Raw genomic sequence first — 16294 nt, forward strand, 5'->3', positions numbered from 1 at the left:
ATTGCTAAAGTTGGTCTATAATTTTTGTGATTTTCTCAACCGAGTTTTTTAAATTAAACGGCATCTGATAATCTGCCAAACGCTCTTGATACGGCTGAAATGCCTCTGGCTGCGTGAGTGCTCTTTTCATACCTTGATAAATGCCTTCTTCGGAATTTTCTACAATACAGCCCAAATCTCCATTGAGAAGCATCTCCCTAACCCCAGAAACATCGGTAGCGATGATGTTTTTCTTTAGTGTAATCGCCTCAAACAATACCGTTGGATAGCCCTCGTAGCGGGAGCTGAGGACATAAAAATCCGCCGTTTTAAAATACGGATATGGATTATCCGTAAAGCCGACCATCGTTGCCGTTTCTGCCACGCCAAGTTCCTCCACCAGTTTTTTAATATTCTGAAAATCATAGCCATCGCCCAAAATCTGAACCCGATGCGGAAAGCCTTCATCTAACAATCTTCGATGAACTTTGAGCAATCGGTCAAAACCTTTTTGAGGAAAAACAGTTCCCACAGAAAGGAAAACAGACAAGTTAAATTCCTCTTTATCAAGAGATTGCAAACTTCTATTGATGATATCTTGGGTATCTAATGGGTTATAAATTCGTTCTATTTTTTGTCGTTCCTCATCGGTTTGGGCTAAATTTTCAAAATCTTGCTGAATATGCTCTGAGATCACTAAAATTTTATCAAACCCAAAAAACTTCCGAATTTCGTCATCGGTATAGTTGTAAAACTCGGTTTTTCGGAGGTCGTTATGTATCCACACGATTTTTTTAGAACCCCGAAGCGGCGAATTGAGAATTTCATCTCTAAAACCGTGTATCGCTGCGAATTCTACATCGTATTTTTTATTTTTCAAAATCAAGGAATACAACAACTTCGGAAATTTCTTCAACACCCACTGATACAGGACTCTAAACGCTTTTTTCGGAATGTCCTGCGGTCGGTTGGTGGTAATCATTTCGCCTCGATTAAGGTACAAAACATTAACCCAATCTGGAATTTCGGACAGATATTTCCCCGAATAGAGATTGAGCAACAAATCCACTTCATACCGCTCTGGTGGCAATTCTTTAAGGAAAGTCGCCAGCACTTTTTCGGCACCGCCATGGCGCATAGAGCCTATTCTAATAAGGATTTTTTTCTTGGTGGGCATGGTAGGTTTTGATGGGTTTATAAGAATGAGGTAAATTTTTTGCAATATATGCTTCTAAGGCTTTTCTGTCGGCTTCCAGCTCGCGGGGATACATAACATTATGCGCCAGGGCTTTATCTCCATACTCCTCTATGGTGCATATCATTTTGGCTGGAACCCCCGCATAGACCGCATTATCTGGCATAGAGGAATTAAGTACGGAACCCGCTCCCAATATACAATTATCCCCCATAGACGCGCCCGGTAGAAGGGTACAGTTATTCCCGATAAAGCAATTTTTTCCAATTTTAATTCGTCCAAAATTTCGCGCATCTTCGTACTTTTCCATTGAGCGAATCACATACATCGCCCCATCATGATTGATAAAAGTGCAATTTGCTGTGATTTTTGTATTGTCCCCAATTTCAATAAGAAAAGGCTCGGAACCAAAATCAGGTGCCTCTATAAATTGAACATTTTTCCCTACTTTTAGTCCTCTCGCCTTGCTCACTTCTATATAAATACGACCTATAAATGCCTGATATAGGGTATGAAGTTTAAGTATTGCTCTATAAAGAAATATCATTTTTTAACGGTTTTAATTATAATATCCTCAACGGTATTAAATATTTTCTGATTATCAAATTTCTTATCAATATCTTGTAGATTTTTTTCAATGTGATAAATAGTGCCTTTATCTTCAAAGAAAATTTTCATGGTTTTTGCTAAATCTGCAATACTATATTCACATAATAATCCTGTTTCTCTATCTTGAATCATCTCTGGAATGCCCCCTACGCGCGTGGCGATAATCTGTTTTTTGAGAATGAGCGTTTCGGCAATAATGAGCGGCCAACCTTCTGATTCCGAAGGCATAATAAATGCATCAGCCGCTTGAATATACGGATAAGGATTCATTTTCGTGCCTAATAGTAAGAAACTTTTCTCCACGCCTAAGGCTTGGATTTGTTGTCGCAATGCCTCGTATTCCTCGCCATCGCCAATAATCCAAATTTGATGGGCAAAACCCTCGTTTAAAAGCTGAGCATGCGCCTCTAATAAAGTATGAAATCCTTTGCGACTGTGCAACCTTCCAACCCCTACAAAAGTAGGAACAGCCTCTCGCTGTATGGTTTCTTGTGCCGCTTTGACTCTAATTTCTTCAATCGGAATAGCGTTGAGAACCACTTGGTTAGGTGGCAATTCCACATCTGGATAAGTGCTTACAAAAATATCGTGAGCTTGTTGAGAACCAAAGATAAAGTAATCAAATTTGGGGATTTGTTGCAATAATTTCGGGACAATGGGCTGTAATTTGGGAAAAGTGATATCCGAGTGAAACCAGCCGATTTTTTTTGATTTTTTATTGGCAGACCTCAACACATCATCAAACATGGTATACCCCGTGGCGATTTCTACATCGGCATTGTTTTTCATAATCCACTGATGCAGAATCCAAGGGCAAATTTTATATAAATTCAGTTGGCATTTTCTTAAGGCTAACTGGGTGTAATATAGTATTTTATTCTTGGAAAAATCCTCTTTTCCTTTGGCTAAAAAAGTAGTTTTGATATCGCTGGGAATGGCATTTCGGAGTTCGCCCTGGTGCAGATTGATGCCCACAGAAAGTTCAAATTTCTGTTTATCGAGATGATTAAGCATACTGAGAAGCACTTTTTCCACGCCCCCCATTTCCATAGAACGGTGCCGAAATAACACTTTTATTTTGTCTTGTGATACTGCCATAATGATTGCAAAGGTATAATAATTTTCATCTATTTTCAAATATATTTTAATATCTTTGCTGTATGATAAATTCTGACAAAATAATCAAATTAAAACGCATCTTAGAAGAGAGTCTTACCCCCTTAATTTCTCAAGACTTTGCCCTTATTGATATTCCTGACCATGATAATATTGGAGACAACTTAATTTGGGAGGGGGAGCTTTATTTTTTAAAAAACATTCCTTATAAAAAATATTATGAATGTAGTTTAAAATTCTTTTCTGCTGATAAAATAAGGACTAACACTACCTTACTTATGCATGGTGGTGGTAATTTTGGAGACATCTACCCTGTAGTTAATGAATTTAGAATCAGACTAATTCACCAATTTAAAAATAATAAGATTATTATTTTACCCCAAACTTTACATTATCAGTCAGAAGATATTTTATTGAGAGACGCTCAAATTATTAACCAGCATCCTGATATTACCATATGCTGTAGAGATAAAAAATCTTATGATTTAGCCCTTAAATATTTCCACAAAGCTACCATTTTATTACTACCTGATATGGCTTTCTGCATAGATTTGGATCGGTTTTCTACATCTAATAAAGGCTCAAAAACACTTATCATGAACAGAAAAGATAATGAAAACATTAAACTAAGCATACAGTTAGAACAACCTTATGATATACTGGATTGGCCAACATTTAACACCTCCGTAGAAAAAAGACACAAAAAATTAAGGTTTGAACATCGGTTAGACCGCATTGCAATTTTTTTAAAAAAAATGCCCCTATTCTCTTTTTTTATAGATGACAGATACGGTATTAAAGATAATCATCGTAAAGAAAAATTCATTGATATGGGAATTGAATTTTTCAGTTCATACGAAACCATCTATACAACACGATTACACGGAATGATACTTGCTGTGCTAATGGGGAAACATGTTGTAATATTAGATAATAATTATGGAAAGTTATCATCCTTTTACGAAGAGTGGCTAAAAGATTTTAAAAATATATCTCTATATAATAAATAATTTATATTCTATTTAATCCACATCCACCTCTTGCCTTCTATATTGCTCTTTAAAATACGAGGCCCATTTTTTCCAATTTTCAGGCGTACACCTTTCAGAATAGTTTTTTTCTAAAAATTGGATATAGTAATCCTCTGGAATATCTTTAGGAAAATTTTTCAATGAATCAAATTCACCCGCATACCACGCTTCATTCATTATATAATTAAAATAATTGATATCGCAGTCTACTTTATATTTATGGTAAGAATTTGTGGCTGACGAGATAAAAGTTGTATTCATTTTCAACTTTTTAAACTTACTATAATTATGTAGATTATTTTTATATTTTCTATACCATTGGGTTGCATTAAGTAACTGCATCTGTTCATCTACCCTTCCTTCAATTCCATTCCATAAATAAAGCCAATAATCCTTTCTATAAACGCCCATGAGCAAAGAATTCATAACCCAATAATCATTAAATGTTTCTGATGTAACAACCTTCAGCCGACGCAATAAGGAATATAGTTTTAATTTATTTTCAAATAGAGCTTTCATTAAGGCTCTTGGCCCTACATAAAAACGAGGCTCTATAGTTTCTATATCCTGAGATAACGAATGTAGCTTCGCATTGATTTTTCTCTGGCTAATCCAACCTATTTTTAGCAAAACACTTTTATGAGAAATCATTATAGATTCCGATTTTGATAAATCTACCTCCTCTGTAAGCCACACATCATCTTCAGTCATAATGAAATAGGAAGATGCATTTTTGACAGCTTCTTTCCAAAGTTTAGTCGGAATTATAAAACCATTGATTTCAGTACCCTTCTCTATATTTTCGCGTATGGCTTTTGATTTTCGCGCTGCACTTTCATTCGCTTTAATTTCAACTTCAGGATATTTTTCTTTGATTTTATCCAAATACCTCTGCGGTGTACCATCATCTAAGACCGTAATTTGATACTCACCTACAAGGTATTTTTTCAAACTATATATGGCACGATCCAAATAATACGCTCGGTTAAAGGATTTTATAAAAACATCCATCATATACGCTTATAAATTTTAGAGGTAATAGAGAATAAAACATCAGGTAATAGGCTCATTTTTTCTAAATAGCCTAAATTTTTAGCCGGATATAATTGTTTTCTTTTTTTAATGATTATTTTCAAATCTTCTTTATATTGATTTTTCACACAAATCTCTGCTGCTATTTTCAAATCAGTCCATTCATTTTTATAATCTAAATTGAGAATATTGGCATAGTCATCTGGATTTAGACTCTTATAACTATCTTTCCCTTCTTTTAATCTTTCATGATACATTTGAAACGCTTTATTGAGAAACATATATTTCACCAAAGAGCGACCTTTACGAGAGATAGAAGAGGTAAGCAATCTATAATCCAATAATTTTTCGTCAAGATTAGTCATAATTTTCCCCTCTGTCATCAGCCTCAAATACAATTCATAATCTTCACAATACCAAATATTTTCTCTATAATGTACCGCTTCATTCCTAAACATAATCACCGGATGAAACAACGGAATACTTTTTAGTATCGTATAAGAGATTTGTTCTGGAGTAATTGGTGCTTTTTTTTCTCCTATAATTTTTCCTTCCTCATCAATAAAATTGATATGGGCGCCTACAATAAACACTTCTGGATTTTGCTCGAGATATTGAACTTGTTTTTCAAACCTTTGTAAATGGCTTATATCATCTGCATCCATCCGAGCAATATATTTTCCTTTTGCCGATTGTATTCCCCAATTGAGGTTTTCTATAAATCCGCGTGTTCCTTTATTTTCTTTTTTCTGGAGTATTTTGATTCTGTTATCCTTAGCTGCATACTCTTTAATTATTTCTAAAGAACCATCCGAAGAGCAATCTTCTATAATAATAAATTCAAAATTATTATAAGTTTGATTTAAAATAGAATCTATAGCTTTAGCAAGATATTTTTCCGCATTGTATACCGACATTACTACAGAAATGAGAGGATTATGCATTATCTTATTTTAAAATCGGTTTAATAATATTTTCAGTTTTATTGATTACAATAGAATACGGCGGAATATCCTTATATATCGTACATTTAGCACCTATAATGCAATTATCCCCTATAGTAACGCCTTTTAAAATAGTAACATCACTATATATCTTAACATTCTTCCCGATAATGATTGGCGCCGTGTCAAACTCTCTAATTTTCCACTCGTATTCAGGTTCTGTAACATATTTGTGATTATGGTCATACAACTTAGAGCCTTCGCCTATCCATGAGTTTTCACCAATTTCTATCTTATCTAAGCAGTTAATGGAGACTCTATCACTAAAATAAGTATTCTTCCTCATAATAAACTCTGCGCCATTATAAATTCTAATGGCATTGTTATCTTTCCAAGACACATTTTCTTCTATTATGAGTTTTTTGATCTTCGGTTGTATCTGTAAAAAAGTGTTTTTACCAGGTTTAACAGAAGCGTCTACTTGCCCTGCGCGTTTTAGTACTAACTTCGTATTTTCTCGCTCCGCGTACTCTAAAACCTTATTAAAAAGTGTAAATATTTTAACAATCATCATTTTCATGACTAACCCTATTTTCCCCAGCAAAGATATAAAAAATAGTTGTATTTTTGTGGAAATTTTGAGTTTTGAAACCATTAGTTACTATATCAATTCCTGTTTTTAAGTGTGAAGATTTTATCGTGGCGTGTTTGGAGAGTGTTCGCAAGCAAGATTACCCTAATATAGAAGTAACCCTCATCAACGACCAAACGCCTGATCGCTCAGTGGAAATTGCTGAAAAATACATTGCCGAGCACCAATTAAACAACTGGAAAATCTACCACTTGGAAGAAAATTCGGGGCTCTCCGTAGTTCGGAATAAAGGCATAGACACCGCCGAAGGGAAATACTTGTTTTTCTTGGATTCCGATGACACCATCACTCCTAATTGCATCTCCACTTTGGTGGAAATTGCCGAAAATACTGGTGCCGAAATGACCATTTCTCAATTGGAATGCGAAGAATCAAGCACTGGAAAAAAATCCCTCTGTATCAAAATCAATGCTGAAGCATCAGAAATCAAAGGTAATAACAATATTTTAAAGGCTTTTTCAAATTCAAAATTAGTAACTTACGCCGTAAATAAGCTATTCATTGTAGATTATTTAATAAAAAACCAACTTTATTTTGTAAAAGGATTATTTGCCCAAGATGAACTTTGGACTTTTCATTTGGTCCTCAAAATGAACCATATTGCTATCCATAAAGGCATTACTTACACCTATTTCCTCCACCCAAAATCTGTGATTCACAACCGTGGGAAGCGGAATTTTGATAATTGGTTTACCATAGGGCAATACATCGACCAAGCATTAAAATCAGAAAAAAATCCAGAGCGCCACGCTATGGTAATGAAATATCTCATTCATTTTAAAGATGTTACATTAAAAATGAACTGGAAAGCCCAACAAAATGAAACGCTTTGGATGGAATCATATGCCAATTATAAAACACTGAGTACGCTAAGCCTTACGGATTATTTTTCTAACCAATATTCTAAAGAAACCAAAAAAAATGCCTTGCTCCAATCCTTGCCCACCGCTTTGGGTATGAAAATTTTCAAGAAAAGATGGGGTGCATAATTTATAAATAATACCGCTCCAACATTCGGCTGATATAGCGTTCTTTATTACTCAGTTGATTTTCAATAAAATATCGCTCCACATCAGGAATGGCAATTTGGTAGCCCGCCCCTGTTTTGATGAGGTTGAGGTTAAGGCTCAGATCTAACTGACGCTCAATGATTTGTAAAATTTCAATGATACCGTAATTTTCCAAATATGCCAAATTCACAATGCGGTTGAGTTTGCGCTCGGCAATGAGTTGAATCGTTATATTTTTCACATCCTCCGCATCGATGAGGTTTCTCGTGGCTTTGGTGTGTACATTGATCGTCTCGCCCGCTCGCACCGCACGAATCAAATAATTCATCAGCAAATTGGGATTTCCGCCCTTGCCCACCACATTACTCACCCTAAGAATCATATAATGAGGACATTGCTCTGCGATCAACTGTTCCATTCTCAATTTATGCAACACATAAGGACTCTCTGTTTTGGAAGAATCATACACGCTACAAGTGGAAAAATACACAAAAATCTTATCCCTATTTTCCGCTATCGTTTGCCTAATGAGGTTTTCCTCTCGCAGAAATTGCTGTTGATCTGTCTCCAAAGAATTAGACACACCCGATGCAAAAAACACCATCGCATCCGAATCCGTATCTTTAAACAACTGTGCCACTAAGCCATTGCCTACTATCATTTTAATTGTTTATTATATTGTGGATTTTTAATTAAGTTCTGTATTCCGTTATTTTTTAGAAATTTTGAAAAATACTCTCCACCAATATAACTCAAATGGCTTATATCTGCATAGCTATCTTTCGGCATTGGGAGACTATAAAAATCTAAATAAGGAATATCTGAGTAATGGTTATGATAATATTCGTAAAACTCTGGTCTGTAGTAATTTTTGAAATCTTTTCGCAGGTAATTTTTTGGAGTAGCAATGAAAATAAGCGTAATCCCATTGGCCCTACACAATGCAATAATTTTATTGAGATACTTGACTTCTATTGGCGTGATTTCAGCAGGTTCATATTCTTTTGGAGTGAAATTTTTATCATTCTGAATTTTATTATTTGGAAGAAATCCACCTAAAAAGAAAAGATTTGTACACTGTTCTGGATTGAATTTTTTACCCTTCCAACTTTCCCACATATATTGCCATGAAGAAATATAACTTTTAGGATTTCCTGTAAACAACTCCTTATGCTGTTCTGAGGTATAATAGGGAAAATATTCTACCATTCGGTAACGCAAATTCCCTGCCTCTGTACCATTTACCCATTTGTTGCTTATTAAATTATGCGGTGCAAACGCGAGTAGAATAGTATCTATTTTATTGTTTTCTTTTAGGAAAAGATCCAGTTTGGTATACGCAAAAAGGTAAGACTCTCCACCTTGAGAGAAATTTTTAAAATCGGTAAAAATTTTATCATCTATGCCATTCCTAGTATTAGAATCGCCCAAAATAATGTTTTTTTTATCTAATTTTATTCTTCTCTGTTCTATCATATTTGCCAAATCTATACCCATTAATAAGTAAATTAATGCGATAAGTCCAATAAAAACTAAAAGCCGTGTAATCAATTTTTTCATACAATCATTCGTTGAGATAATGGGTTAGAATTGAAAATAGATAAAATCCTCTTGATCACCTGCATACCATAAAATTGACAGGGTGAAAAATACATAAATACACCATCTTGTCCAAAGCGGAATCTTCATTCTCGCAAATTGAAACGGATGCTCTCGGGTTCTCATCAGCCATTCAGCCAACAGCATTATCGCCAAAAAGAACAAGATGAAATAACTGCCGCTCAATAACTTCATCGGATAGCCTATGCCTACATTCCACTTGACGAACATGGATTTAATGTAATCTACTGCCGTGCTGACATTCGGTGCTCTGAAAAATATCCACGCCAATACCGCCAGCGAAAAGGTTATTCCCATTTGCAAAAACTCTCGAAAGTTGGGCAATAGGGTATTTTCCGCTACAATATCCAGATTTTTACGATTGGTTTTCAAGACAATGGAGGGCAAAATATAAAAAGCATTGAGGGCACCCCAAACGATAAAAGTCCAATTGGCACCATGCCAAAATCCACTGACCAAAAAGATGATAAAAGTATTACGAATCCGCATCCAATTGCCTCCTCTACTTCCTCCCAGCGGAATATAGAGATAATCTCTAAACCAAGTGGAGAGGGAGATATGCCACCTTCGCCAAAACTCAGCAATATCTCTTGAAAAATAGGGATAGGCAAAATTTCGCATCAAATCAAAACCAAATAATTTGGATAATCCTATAGCAATATCTGAATAACCTGAGAAATCGCCATAAATCTGGAATGCAAACAACACCGCACCCACAGCCAAGGTAGTGCCACCATAATCACCATAATCATTGAATACAATATTGGCAAAATGCGCACAATTATCGGCGATCACCACTTTTTTGAAGAAGCCCCAAAGCATCTGCCGAATACCATCTTTGGCAAATTCATAATCAAAAGTTCGTTTTTTATAAAACTGTGGTAATAAGTGTGTTGCCCGCTCGATAGGTCCCGCCACCAACTGCGGAAAAAAGCTCACAAAGGCAGAAAATGCGATAAAATCTCGTGTAGGTTCCAACTGCCACCTATACACATCTATGGTATAGCTCATGGTTTGGAAGGTGTAAAAACTAATCCCCACGGGCAACACAATATCCAGCGAAGATGCCGAAATAGGGTGTCCAAAGAAAGAAAATACCTGTGTAAAATTATCAATAAAGAAGTTGAAATATTTAAAAAAGCCTAACAACCCCAAATTGGTTAACATACTCAATGAAAGGAATAATTTTCGCTTTTTTTCTGTTTTAGCATTGGCAATGTTAATCCCAGCGACAAAATCTATCACAGAACTGAGAATAATCAAAATCAAAAAGCGCCAATCCCACCAGCCATAGAAAACATAACTGGCCGCCACAATAAGAAGATTCTGTAATTTTAAGTTCCTATTCGTTACAAACCAATACAGAATAAATACTATGGGTAGAAATATCGCAAAATCTAATGAGTTAAATAACATATTTATTTTTTGAGATTGAGTTTTTTCACACTATCTTTTAAAACGAGAAATTATCATTTTTAAATGAAGAGAAAATGGTAATTCCAATAATTTATACCAATATTTTTTGTGCTGGCGTATTAGGTTGTAATATTGTTTAGCCAATTGTAATTTTGCTTTTGTATTTTTCTCATCTATAATCATCTCCTTGATATACAGCAAACTATAGCGCGGGCTTCCATATAATGCTTTATTAAAATTTTGGGTCAGCCCCTCCTCTAAATAATCGCCATGAGCTAAAACATAGTTAGAGTATAGTACTTGATAACCCGCTCTACGCAACCTTCTATGGATCAATGATTCTCTACAAAACTTCTCCCCAGAAAATACTGGGAACATAAATTTTTTTAAAATAGAAGTTTTATATACTATTTGAAATTCTCCATGAAACTCCCAATCGTAATAAGGAGTAGTAGTACCTTCCCATACTTTATTATTATATTTACGCTCATCATAGTTGATTTTATCCGAATAACGAATATAAGCCACGCCCGAAAAATCTTGCTTATCTTTAATTTTTGAAATCAACTGATACACGGTTTCTATACACTGAGGCTCTAAGTAATCATCACTATCGCAGACTAATAGATATTCCCCATTAGCTTTGGTTATTGCATGATTTATTGCAATATGCTTCCCTTGATTTTTTTGATGATAATAATGGATTTTAAATGGTGTATTTTCCTTGATGAAGTTTTGTACAACTTCTTTGGTATCATCTTCGGAACCATCATCTACAATAATCCACTCAAAATGATGATGGGTTTGCTTTTTAAGGCTATCAAAAACCCGAGAGAGTAAATGTGCTCTATTGTAAGTAGGGGTAAAAACGGTTATCATGCTTTTTTGTATTATTATTTTGGGGGATTGAGTTTTTCTAACAGTTTAGTTTTCAAGTATTTTGCAATATAGGAAAGCGGAATTTGATCTAATACAGCATCTATTTTCATCAGTTGATGGTTATATATTACATTTTTCACTTCTTTTTTACCTTGTGGGATTTTGGAAAACAAATGCATTAAACCATAGGTATTAACCAAGTTTTTAAAATTATTTTCCTCATGCGACCATGCCCCATGCCATGAACCTGAAAAATGATGAACCACAAAATTTTTCGGCAAATCTAACGAAAAATAATGGGAAGGATAGAGTTTAATTCCGTTTTTTAGCTCCTGATATTCATCTTTATACGCCTCAGCACCATATTTTTCTACCAATAATTTAGAAAAAATAGCGGTATTGGTTACTTCTTGAAAACCTTCTAATACCTCATAATATTCCATAATATCTTTGGCGAGGCTATGCTGTGGCGCGACACCCCAAAATGCAGAATAAGGTACACCTGCCATCTCAAAGCCACAAATAGCTTCGTGAGGTAAAAATTCAGTCAAAGGAAGCCGCAGCTCCATATCTGTATCCATATAGAAACCGCCGTGTTCATACAAGGCTTTGGCACGGGCATAATCAGAGACAAATGCCCATTTTCTCTGTGCATAGGCCTCGCGTGTAAACGGAATGGCTTCTACATTAAAATTGTTTTCGTTCCATTCTATAATTTCAAAATCAGGCTGTACCCGTCGCCATGTGTCTATGCAGTATTGTATAAACTCGGATTTTTCGCCTTTTCCAAACCAACAATAGTGTATTTTTTTAGGAATCATTTTAGGTATTAATTATGATAATATTGTTCTACAGCAGGGTGCCCTACATGGAGAATCACTTCATCTCCACAGCCGATATCCTCGGTACAGACACAAAATTGTTTGGGTAATACATATGGGAATCTCCCTGTTTCCCAAGCGGCTTTCCACATAATATAGGAACCTCGCGCAGGGCTGTTTTTCATCAACTCCGCTCCTTTTTTATAATAAATTTCTCCATCAATGCAACCTTTCCAGAGCGTCATAGGTGTTTGGTTATAGGCTCTTCCCATTCCTTTACTTTCATCGGTAATTGGGTGGGTATCCAAGGACATTTTAGCATCTTGTCGCAGTAATTGACGAGCATTATACGGAACACAGAAACCAAATTTTTGCGTGAGATAGACCAATGAGAGAATGTCCGTAGAGACCACTTCCATATCCGAATCAATGGCACATTTAAAATCTGCGTGAGATTCCAATAAGCCTAAAAATCGGAAATACACGCTGGTACGATGCCCAAATCTGGGGTTATTGTCCTCATTTTTTACTGGTGATACCACGCGCTTGGTCTGCACGCCTTCTATCTGTAAATCAAAATCGGTATAAACCGTGTAGGTCGCATTGGGGAAATATTTTTTTAAGCTACTCAGCGTAGGGTCTAACCTTGATTTCCCACTCAAATCAGCCCCGCCAGCGTTCACTCTATCTTCTCCAAACTCCGCAAAGATAAATTCCATTGAGGTTTGGTCTATAAACTCCTGTTCCTCAGAAGAAAAAGGGGTATCATTAAAACTAATTGCTTTCTCTTTCTTTTGGATAGGATATTGCGCTTCTTTGATGCCCAACAGCACCTGAATTGTGTTTTTTATTCGGTTAATCATAGGTTGTGATTTTGGATAATTTGTTAAATAATTGATCTGGATCTACATATTCCGCCATTCCTGCCTTGATGTATTCTTTAAAATACAATTGTGCATCGGCATAGATCAACCAAGTTTTTTTATTGAGCAATGCGGCTTCTATCACACAAGAAGAATATTGGGTAATATGAAGTTTAGCATGTTCTAATAAAGGTGGTAAATACGCTTCTGTCGCCAAATCAAAGTTGATTTTTGCCATGTTTGTTCCTTGGGATTTCAGATAATCTATCAGCATCGGTTGGTCTAATACCTGCCTTGGGTGTAGCCTAAGATACCATACGTATGGCAGTTCATTGATGGCTTTTATCATTTCTGGTGGAAATAACATTTCATTTTCTAAAAAAGGCTGCAACGAGTATAGAATATACTGAGCATCTAATCCTTCTATTTTCTCTTTTTTCAAATAATCTACCCAAGGATTTCCTTTTACCATAGGTTTCACAGGGGTGTTTTTAAAGTTTTCTTGGATCAGTTGAGCCGAAATAATATCCCAATTCCAGATGACATCAGGCATCATTTCGTAACCATTGGGTGGTGTTTTGGTCCAAAATCCATAAGGAATGTGGTGGGTATCCATAACGCCGTGCTGCATCTCTATCACTTCTATTCCTAATTTTTTTGCAGCAATAATCAACGGAAAACTACTATTGCAATAATAACAAGTGATATACAGCTGTTTAGGATTGATTTTCTTTAAAATCGCTTCAAAAAATAAAGATTTATAATAAATTGTACTGAAAAAACTAAAAAAATTTTCGGTGCTAAATTGAGATTTAAATAGCGCAAAGCCTTCATCTAAATGATCTATAAATTCCTGATAATCCGCACCTTCTAATTTTGGCGGTGTCCTTTGGGTGGCTGTGGTTAAAAAATAATTAAAAGCCTGTCTTACATCTACAATTAAGTCTGAATGGGCTAAATCAGCAGGGTTATAATTATAAAAATCTTCAATGAATGCGATTTGGTTCCGCTGCTCCGAAAATTCTTCTTCTATTAAAGTATCAAAAAACTTATTGAACTGTTTGCCTTTATGGAGCGTTCTATATGTAGAATGACTATAGAAAAGGATGTCCTTCTCTGGTAATGTTGATAGAAATTTTTTGAATTTGAGAGGGTGTGTTATCCTAAACAAAGTCTTATGCAATAGCCCTTTTGTTTGGCTAGGGCGAGAGGAAGGTTTGGAACACTCCGGAAGAGAAATTAAATTCGTATCCTTACGCAAGCCAAAAATGTAAAAATAAAGACTTACCTTCACAAATGGCCATATATGAATACCACCTAATGTCCATGTATCCACGGCGTACTCTCGCTCTATACCTTGGAGAAAGAGGGTTACTTCTTCTTGTTGATTATAATCTACCATTGTTTATTTATTATATATTCCGCATACTCAAAATCTTCTATGGTGTCTATATCGATGGAATGGCGTCTGTCCATCAGGTAGGCGTAAGTGTTTGGTGTATAGTACTTTTCGGTTTGTAGTACCGTTTTGTCAAATACATAAATGGCACCATTAGGACAGTAGGTGGGTCTAATATCTTGCCTATTTTTTAGGTCATCATTGGGGAAGATCTCTTCAAATCTGCCATCTTCCGTTAGGTATTTATGCCAAAAAATAGGGTGTTCTTCGGCTTTGCAGCTGATTACCGCATCGGCATTTCGGTCTAAAAAAAGTTGCACTGCCTCATCGATATGTTGTGCCGTTCGCAGGGGACTCGTCGGCTGCAAAAGCACAAAATGAGGAATCGCCACGCCACCTAAATGCTCCATTCGCTCTATGGCATCTCTCATCACATCAATCGAGCGGGCGTCATCAGTCGCCAACGCCTCCGAACGCATAAAAGGCACTTCGGCACCATAGGCTACAGCCACTTCGGCAATCTCTGGGCTATCCGTATTGACCACCACTCGGCTGATCTTTTGGGCTTGCAATGCCGCTTCTATCGTGTAGGCAATCAGTGGTTTGCCGTTGAGGTTTTTTATATTTTTCCCTGGTAAACCTTTGGAGCCGCCTCGGGCAGGAATCAATGCTAACATACTTTGTTTATTTTTCCAAATGCTTTACAAATTCTTGGGCTTGGGTGTAATCTACGGGTTTGCCGATGTCTATCCAATAGCCGATAATCGGGTCGTAAACCAACTTTCTTCCGCTGTCTACTACGCTGTCCATCAGGTCTGTAATGTCAAAAAACTGATTTTTAGGAATCTCATTGATGAGCTCTCGTTTTAGGATATACACCCCAGCGTTGGCGTGGTAAATATACGAGGGTTTTTCCTTAAAGCCCACCACTTGGTCTTGCTCGGTTTCAAACACCGCATATGGCACATCTACCTTGTATTCTGTGGAGGCTATCGCCATTTCTGCCCCTTCATCTATAATTTTTCTATACAAACTCTCAAAATCCACACTCGTGAACAGGTCGCTATTCATCAGAAGCACATAATCGGTGTTGAATTTCTCCACCAAACTCAATGCCCCTGCCGTGCCCAGCGGTTGGTCTTCCCGAATGTATTCTATCTCGATTCCCTTCTCGCTACCATCGCCCAAATGGTCTATAATCTGTTCTGCCAGATACTTCACGGAGATATAAATTTTCTTTATCCCGAAAGAAATCAGGCGGTCTATATTGTGTTCTATAATGGGTTTTCCGCCCAGTGGCAACATCGGTTTGGGCGTGGTATCCGTGAGCGGACTTAGGCGTTTGCCCCTGCCCCCAGCCATCAGCATCACTTCTAAGGGAAGGTTCGCTTTGATTTTATTGAGGTCAAAGAGGTCTACCATTCTATTTTCCGCATCTAAAACAGGCAAAATCTTAATATCCGCCTTGCGAAAAGCCTCAAAACTTTGGAACGTCTCGCCTTGTTTCAAATGCCGAAACGAAGTGTTGCAAATCTCGCCTAAGGTCTTCTGCAAATTCTCTTCCGCAGCGATGGAACGCCGGATATCGCCATCGGTTACCGAGCCTATCACGCGCTCTTGATCATCTACCACAAACAAAATCAATCGGCTCAAATGCTGCACCTGATTGAGGGCTCTCAATCCTTCGGTGATGGTGGCTTTTTGGTGGATGAGGGGAAATTTTTTCAT

The 16294-nt window shown here is 36.5% G+C and carries 17 protein-coding genes; 2 read left to right on the top strand and 15 right to left on the bottom strand.

The features are described 5' to 3' along the window. Positions 1–4: 4 nt before the first annotated feature. Genes NYR17_RS09525 through NYR17_RS09535 form a run of 3 tightly spaced genes read right to left on the bottom strand, consistent with a single transcriptional unit; the run spans position 5 to position 2920 of the window. Positions 5–1156 (bottom strand): glycosyltransferase, encoded by a 1152-nt coding sequence (locus NYR17_RS09525; protein WP_302505463.1) that lies wholly within the window; start codon positions 1154–1156, stop codon positions 5–7. Further along, entirely contained in the window at positions 1128–1721 is a 594-nt protein-coding gene (locus NYR17_RS09530) for an acyltransferase (RefSeq protein WP_302505464.1), read from the bottom strand. The genes NYR17_RS09525 and NYR17_RS09530 overlap by 29 nt, the downstream gene beginning before the upstream one ends. Then, the gene (locus NYR17_RS09535) at positions 1718–2920 is read right to left on the bottom strand and encodes a glycosyltransferase (protein WP_302505465.1); all 1203 of its coding nucleotides are present in this window, start codon (positions 2918–2920) and stop codon (positions 1718–1720) included. The genes NYR17_RS09530 and NYR17_RS09535 overlap by 4 nt, the downstream gene beginning before the upstream one ends. 23 nt (positions 2921–2943) lie before the next feature. Here NYR17_RS09535 and NYR17_RS09540 point away from each other — a divergent pair, with 23 nt between their 5' ends. Further along, positions 2944–3909, top strand: a complete 966-nt coding sequence (locus NYR17_RS09540) for a polysaccharide pyruvyl transferase family protein (protein ID WP_302505466.1) — start codon at positions 2944–2946, stop codon at positions 3907–3909. Between the two features lie 12 nt (positions 3910–3921). Here the strand turns inward: NYR17_RS09540 and NYR17_RS09545 are convergent, their stop codons facing one another. Genes NYR17_RS09545 through NYR17_RS09555 form a run of 3 tightly spaced genes read right to left on the bottom strand, consistent with a single transcriptional unit; the run spans position 3922 to position 6561 of the window. Continuing rightward, entirely contained in the window at positions 3922–4944 is a 1023-nt protein-coding gene (locus NYR17_RS09545; protein WP_302505467.1) for a glycosyl transferase family 2, read from the bottom strand. Continuing rightward, positions 4941–5906, bottom strand: a complete 966-nt coding sequence (locus NYR17_RS09550) for a glycosyltransferase family 2 protein (RefSeq protein WP_302505468.1) — start codon at positions 5904–5906, stop codon at positions 4941–4943. Before NYR17_RS09550 ends, NYR17_RS09545 begins: the two co-directional genes overlap by 4 nt. Before the next feature lie 4 nt (positions 5907–5910). Then, complete coding sequence (locus NYR17_RS09555; RefSeq protein WP_302505469.1) at positions 5911–6561, bottom strand: acyltransferase; 651 nt, start codon at positions 6559–6561, stop codon at positions 5911–5913. On the opposite strand from NYR17_RS09555, the gene NYR17_RS09560 reads away from it, so the two are divergent. Continuing rightward, positions 6552–7547 carry a glycosyltransferase family 2 protein gene (locus NYR17_RS09560; RefSeq protein ID WP_302505470.1) on the top strand — a complete coding sequence of 332 codons (996 nt, stop codon included), beginning with the start codon at positions 6552–6554 and terminating at the stop codon, positions 7545–7547. The genes NYR17_RS09555 and NYR17_RS09560 overlap by 10 nt on opposite strands. Position 7548: 1 nt before the next feature. On the opposite strand, the gene NYR17_RS09565 is transcribed toward NYR17_RS09560, so the two are convergent. Genes NYR17_RS09565 through NYR17_RS09605 form a run of 9 tightly spaced genes read right to left on the bottom strand, consistent with a single transcriptional unit; the run spans position 7549 to position 16294 of the window. Next, positions 7549–8229 (bottom strand): NAD-dependent epimerase/dehydratase family protein, encoded by a 681-nt coding sequence (locus NYR17_RS09565; RefSeq protein WP_302505471.1) that lies wholly within the window; start codon positions 8227–8229, stop codon positions 7549–7551. Continuing rightward, positions 8226–9128, bottom strand: a complete 903-nt coding sequence (locus NYR17_RS09570) for a hypothetical protein (RefSeq protein ID WP_302505472.1) — start codon at positions 9126–9128, stop codon at positions 8226–8228. Before NYR17_RS09570 ends, NYR17_RS09565 begins: the two co-directional genes overlap by 4 nt. Before the next feature lie 24 nt (positions 9129–9152). Next, on the bottom strand, positions 9153–10604 hold the full coding sequence (locus tag NYR17_RS09575) for an MBOAT family O-acyltransferase (RefSeq protein WP_302505473.1): 1452 nt from the start codon (positions 10602–10604) through the stop codon (positions 9153–9155). A 30-nt stretch (positions 10605–10634) separates the two neighbouring features. Continuing rightward, positions 10635–11483 (bottom strand): glycosyltransferase family 2 protein, encoded by an 849-nt coding sequence (locus NYR17_RS09580; RefSeq protein ID WP_302505474.1) that lies wholly within the window; start codon positions 11481–11483, stop codon positions 10635–10637. A gap of 14 nt (positions 11484–11497) precedes the next feature. Next, complete coding sequence (locus tag NYR17_RS09585; protein WP_302505475.1) at positions 11498–12304, bottom strand: glycosyltransferase family 32 protein; 807 nt, start codon at positions 12302–12304, stop codon at positions 11498–11500. Between the two features lie 8 nt (positions 12305–12312). Beyond that, complete coding sequence (locus NYR17_RS09590; RefSeq protein WP_302505476.1) at positions 12313–13167, bottom strand: hypothetical protein; 855 nt, start codon at positions 13165–13167, stop codon at positions 12313–12315. Beyond that, positions 13160–14569 (bottom strand): hypothetical protein, encoded by a 1410-nt coding sequence (locus tag NYR17_RS09595; RefSeq protein ID WP_302505477.1) that lies wholly within the window; start codon positions 14567–14569, stop codon positions 13160–13162. Before NYR17_RS09595 ends, NYR17_RS09590 begins: the two co-directional genes overlap by 8 nt. Beyond that, positions 14563–15243: an acylneuraminate cytidylyltransferase family protein gene (locus NYR17_RS09600; protein ID WP_302505478.1), complete on the bottom strand. Its 681-nt coding sequence runs from the start codon at positions 15241–15243 to the stop codon at positions 14563–14565. The genes NYR17_RS09595 and NYR17_RS09600 overlap by 7 nt, the downstream gene beginning before the upstream one ends. 7 nt (positions 15244–15250) lie before the next feature. Continuing rightward, positions 15251–16294 carry a nucleotidyltransferase family protein gene (locus tag NYR17_RS09605; RefSeq protein WP_302505479.1) on the bottom strand — a complete coding sequence of 348 codons (1044 nt, stop codon included), beginning with the start codon at positions 16292–16294 and terminating at the stop codon, positions 15251–15253.

This window comes from Riemerella columbina, assembly GCF_030517065.1.
GTDB lineage: Bacteria > Bacteroidota > Bacteroidia > Flavobacteriales > Weeksellaceae > Riemerella > Riemerella columbina_A.

What these genes read in the sequence shown, in the direction of transcription:
- NYR17_RS09525 (WP_302505463.1), bottom strand. Translation starts at nt 1,156, where the DNA reads ATGCCCACCAAGAAAAAAATCCTTATTAGAATAGGCTCTATGCGCCAT.
- NYR17_RS09530 (WP_302505464.1), bottom strand. Translation starts at nt 1,721, where the DNA reads ATGATATTTCTTTATAGAGCAATACTTAAACTTCATACCCTATATCAG.
- NYR17_RS09540 (WP_302505466.1), top strand. Translation starts at nt 2,944, where the DNA reads ATGATAAATTCTGACAAAATAATCAAATTAAAACGCATCTTAGAAGAG.
- NYR17_RS09545 (WP_302505467.1), bottom strand. Translation starts at nt 4,944, where the DNA reads ATGATGGATGTTTTTATAAAATCCTTTAACCGAGCGTATTATTTGGAT.
- NYR17_RS09550 (WP_302505468.1), bottom strand. Translation starts at nt 5,906, where the DNA reads ATGCATAATCCTCTCATTTCTGTAGTAATGTCGGTATACAATGCGGAA.
- NYR17_RS09555 (WP_302505469.1), bottom strand. Translation starts at nt 6,561, where the DNA reads ATGGTTTCAAAACTCAAAATTTCCACAAAAATACAACTATTTTTTATA.
- NYR17_RS09565 (WP_302505471.1), bottom strand. Translation starts at nt 8,229, where the DNA reads ATGATAGTAGGCAATGGCTTAGTGGCACAGTTGTTTAAAGATACGGAT.
- NYR17_RS09570 (WP_302505472.1), bottom strand. Translation starts at nt 9,128, where the DNA reads ATGAAAAAATTGATTACACGGCTTTTAGTTTTTATTGGACTTATCGCA.
- NYR17_RS09575 (WP_302505473.1), bottom strand. Translation starts at nt 10,604, where the DNA reads ATGTTATTTAACTCATTAGATTTTGCGATATTTCTACCCATAGTATTT.
- NYR17_RS09580 (WP_302505474.1), bottom strand. Translation starts at nt 11,483, where the DNA reads ATGATAACCGTTTTTACCCCTACTTACAATAGAGCACATTTACTCTCT.
- NYR17_RS09585 (WP_302505475.1), bottom strand. Translation starts at nt 12,304, where the DNA reads ATGATTCCTAAAAAAATACACTATTGTTGGTTTGGAAAAGGCGAAAAA.
- NYR17_RS09590 (WP_302505476.1), bottom strand. Translation starts at nt 13,167, where the DNA reads ATGATTAACCGAATAAAAAACACAATTCAGGTGCTGTTGGGCATCAAA.
- NYR17_RS09595 (WP_302505477.1), bottom strand. Translation starts at nt 14,569, where the DNA reads ATGGTAGATTATAATCAACAAGAAGAAGTAACCCTCTTTCTCCAAGGT.
- NYR17_RS09600 (WP_302505478.1), bottom strand. Translation starts at nt 15,243, where the DNA reads ATGTTAGCATTGATTCCTGCCCGAGGCGGCTCCAAAGGTTTACCAGGG.
- NYR17_RS09605 (WP_302505479.1), bottom strand. Translation starts at nt 16,294, where the DNA reads ATGAAAAAATTTCCCCTCATCCACCAAAAAGCCACCATCACCGAAGGA.